Genomic DNA, 4,150 nt, shown 5'->3' on the forward strand with positions numbered 1-4,150 from the left:
GCGGACATCCGGAGTGCATGGGGCTCACCCGCCGTGCGGTCGCTTTCCACATTGATTACCTTGCGCGCAGAAAGCTTCGGGTCCGGGAACCGGCGGCGGCGTTCGCCGCGCCCGGTGTCAGAGCGGACTGGCAGCGAGCCGCGTTGGTGTCGATAGCACTCCGGTTCGATCTGGTTCGCGCGGAGCACCTGACGTTACTCACCCCGTCGAGGACGGCGCCGGTCGGCTCGGCGTGCCGACCGGCGCGTACCTGAGCAGATTGGTCCGAACCCGTTCCACGTACCCGGCCGTCCGGTCCGGAATCCCGCCCTCCACCCGGACCACCTCGGCCGATGTTCGGTACGCGGCGGCGAGCAGCAGTTCCGGCTGCCCCGGCACCGTTTCGAGCTGGCGCGCGAGGACACACAGGTAGCGGCCGACCGCCGGGATCGAGTCCTCGGGCGAGAACGGCGGCCGAGGGAGCGTTCCCCGTCGGCCCGGCGGAAGGTAGTACTGCAGCACGCGGGGGGTCCATCGGGCGATGCCGTATTCATCGCGAGCTGGGTCGTTCAGATTCGGGTCGAAACCGCTCTCGGCCTCCAGCATCGCCGCGACGAGCGCCGGGCTCACACTGGGCTCGTCGCACATGGTGCCAGCAGCGATGATCAGGCTGAGGAACTGCTCCGGGATGCCCGCGTCCGTGTTCAACCATTGGGACGCGGCATCGACAGGGGAGGGTTCTGCGGAGGAAGCCTTCGTGAGCGGGCCCACGGTGCTCAATCCGGCCACGGACACCGTGCCCGCCTCGGTGGAGGAACGGCCCGCCTCGTCGGGCAGGAGTGTCAGGACCAGGGGTATGGCGATCGTGGCCGCCGCCGTGGCCACGGCCACGGCCTGGCCGCGGCCACGAAACCGGTGGCGCCGGATCGCCTGCCGCGACCGGCCGGACGTTCGCGTACCGGCCAAAGACTGGGCACGCGCCAGCAGATCGGCGGCGTTGTGCCGGCTGCGCGTCTGGTGGTCCGGCGCGAGACAGTCGGCGATGAACGAGCGCCATCCGGGTGACAGCCCGGGATCGAGCGACAGGGCCTGTCGGCCGGCCGCGTACTCGGCGATCGCGGCGACGCGCGATCTGGCCGTGGCGCCGAGGAAGGGATGACGGCCGGTCAACGCGAGGTGAGCAGTGACACCGAGCGCCCAGATGTCCAGTGTGGTGCGTACGGCCGAGCCGCGATCGGTGAGCAGCTGTTCCCCGCGTTCGGGCGGAACGTAGTCCGACGAGCCCATGGGGGGCAGGTAGCCATGCGTTCCTTCTAATTCCGTAGCCAGGCCGAAATCGGTCAGGCGGGTCGACCCGTCGGCCATACGTAACACATTCGCCGGCTTGAGGTCACCGTGTAGCCATCCCTGGGAATGGAGGAAGGCAGTCCCCTCGCAGATTTCGACGATCATCCGGGCGGCGTCCGGTGCCGGGCCGTCACTGCGGCGTAACAGGGCATCCAGGCTCTCCTCGGCGAGCTCCATGACGAGCACGGTCGCCCCGTCCAGCTCGCCGTGTTCGGGGTCGTCGACGGTGAGCGCCTCAAAGAGGCGCACCAGCCGGGGGTGACTCAACCGCCGGTACAGGTCGAGCTCGCGGGCGGCCATCGCCGCCATGTGCGCCAGCTGGCGAGCCGTGACCGTGCCGGTGGGAAGGAACTTCAGCGCCGTCTGGGCAGGCGGGCGCGCACGGCCGGGCAACCCGCAGCCCGCGCCCGGACGGCTGTCGTCGTCCCCGCCGACCTCGCCCGCGGGCTCCGCCAGCTCGCCGCGATACACACTCCCCCAGCTCCCGGTGGCAATCCCGTCGACGACCCGCCATTGTCCCACCAGGTATCCGGGCGGGACGGTGACAGCCCAGGTGATCCCGTCCATCCGACACTCCTCGGGTAGACAATACGCGAACAAGGAAACGGGCGCGGCCTTCGGGATTCCGACAATCGGCTCCGTTCCAGGTTCCCGCTTCCGCTCCCCAGCTCGTCAATATAGGGAAAAAAGTGGCTCTCGGGACTGTCAACTCTCCGGCTCCGCCACGATTCCAACAGATGAAAATCTGCCACGATTCCAACAGATGAAAAGAGCAACTCGCGTTGACCGGCGATCAAGCTTCGGGTGGGGCCAGCAGCAGGCCGCCCGTGACCGCCGAGGCCGCCAGCCATGGCGACACCGCGCCGAGCACCGGCCACCGCGGAAACCGCGTCGACGAACGCCGAACCCGCCGTGGGAATGTCAAGCGATCTGGTTCTGGCACGGATCTTGTGATCTGACTGCCCCAGACCGCATGTGGGCTGCTATTCCCACGCTGTAGTCACGTGCTAGGTGTGACTTCCCTGACCTTAGTGGTCGGCGCTGGAAGTTCATCCAGGGCCTGCCGGCGCCAGCCGGCGCCTCGCGTCATCGCTCCCCGCACATCGCTTCGCGATGCACGGGTACCCCGGCTCGTCGGCCCCGGTGGAACACCGCTGCCAGGGCCTCCTCCGCCTCGCGACGCATCCACCTGGCATCCGACAACCCCCGAAGGACTTCCAGCGCCAACCACTTGGGGTTCTCCTGCCGCATCGGCAGGAGGTGATCGTGGATCGGGTCGACCGGACCGGTGACGGGCTGCGCCCGTGCGAAAATCCCGCGCCGGCCGGAGGTTGCCCGCCGCCGCATCCCTCTCCAGTACCGACCGCGCAACCGCACGACGGCGGTTGCGCGGTCAGGGCGGGCCGCGATGCTGTTCACTCGGCGCCCCAGCCCTGCATCCGCAGATAGGCGTCGAACACGCGGGCGCCCAGCAACCGGCGGGTGTGCACGAGCACCTTGGCCGCGGGGGTGACCAGGTACCGGGTGCGCGGCCTGATGGCGGTGACGGCGTCTTCGATCACCTTGGCGACGGCCTCAGGCGGGGCGGACAGCAGGGTCGACCGGTAGGACCGGGCCATCTTCTCATCGGCGGCGGCGTTGAGGGCCTCGTAGGGCCCGGACGGGGCTGCCGATCCGGCAAGCGTGTGGGCGGCGGTAGCACCGAATCCGGTGCGGATCAGGCCGGGCTCGATGAGGCTGACCTTGATGCCGAACGAAGCCGTCTCGAAACGCAATGCGTCGGTGAGAGCTTCCACGGCGTATTTGCTGGCATGGTAATAACCACCGGCGGGGAAGACGAGCCGGCCGCCCATGGAGCCGACGTTGACGATCCGGCCCCGGCCGGCGGCTCGCATGCTGGGCAGGACGAGCTGGGTCATGCGCGCGAGCCCGAACACGTTGGTCTCGAACTGGCGGCGCACACTGTCCAGGTCGGCTTCCTCGATGGTTCCGTACTCTCCGTAACCAGCATTGTTCACCAGAGCACCGACGGCGCCGTGCTCGGCTTCGACCAAGGCGACGGCGGCGCGCATGGACTTCTCGTCGGTGACGTCCAGCGCGAGTGTCCGAACGCCGGCCCCGGCGAGGTCGGTCATGCTCTCAGCGCGGCGGGCGGTGGCGTAGACGGTCAGGCCGGGATGACCGGCCAGCCGCCGCGCGGTGGCCCGGCCGATACCCGAGGACGTTCCGGTGATCAGTACTGCGGCGGTCATGCGGACTCCTGGATGGTGGTCTGCGGATGTTTCAGGCCCGCGGCAAGCAGCGCCACGGCCTGGTGTAGCCAGCGGCCCTGGCGCCGGGGCCAGGGCCAGGGCCAGGCAGAGCGGCCTCCAAGCGGACTCGACCGTGTCAGCCCTCGAGACGAACGATCATCGCCGTCACACAAACAGCCCAGAAACGTTCCGCTCGGCTCGCACGCTGATTGTTTCCATGCTCCCCTCCCGTACTCTCGGAGAACGGCACGGAAAGAGCGCACATGACGCACCCACGGCCCGCGCCTACATCTTGAACAGTATCCGTTGGGTATTTAAGAGCGCCCGGCAATAGGGGTGTGGATCAAGGAGCGGGGCTGGGGTACGTGCATCGCGAGGCAGCGGAGGGAGCCACCGGAGGTGTCGGGTGGCGACTGACGAGCCGGGTACCCGTGCATCGCGCAGCGATGGACGGGCAGCGATGCGGCGAGGTGCGTGCCCCAGCCCCGCGACGCCGCGTCCCCTATTGCCGGTCGCTCTTAAGTCGCGGAGTGCTCGGGTGGGTGTGAAAGGTGCTGCGATCTGCGCTTGTG

At 68.7% G+C, this 4,150-nt stretch carries 2 protein-coding genes; both read right to left on the bottom strand.

Annotation, left to right across the window (positions count from 1 at the left end; translation table 11 throughout):
• Positions 1-198: 198 nt before the first annotated feature.
• Complete coding sequence (locus MJ783_RS21360) at positions 199-1,893, bottom strand: protein kinase (RefSeq protein WP_239313207.1); 1,695 nt, start codon at positions 1,891-1,893, stop codon at positions 199-201.
• Positions 1,894-2,741: 848 nt separating this feature from the next.
• Positions 2,742-3,578: an oxidoreductase gene (locus tag MJ783_RS21365; RefSeq protein ID WP_239313209.1), complete on the bottom strand. Its 837-nt coding sequence runs from the start codon at positions 3,576-3,578 to the stop codon at positions 2,742-2,744.
• Between the last annotated feature and the right edge of the window lie 572 nt (positions 3,579-4,150).

Origin of the sequence: Protofrankia sp. Cj3 (genome assembly GCF_917627355.1) — a bacterium.
Lineage (GTDB): Bacteria > Actinomycetota > Actinomycetes > Frankiales > Frankiaceae > Protofrankia.

Bases quoted from the DNA above. Each gene is read 5' to 3' on its own strand.
- MJ783_RS21360 (WP_239313207.1), bottom strand. From the start codon at position 1,893: ATGGACGGGATCACCTGGGCTGTCACCGTCCCGCCCGGATACCTGGTG.
- MJ783_RS21365 (WP_239313209.1), bottom strand. From the start codon at position 3,578: ATGACCGCCGCAGTACTGATCACCGGAACGTCCTCGGGTATCGGCCGG.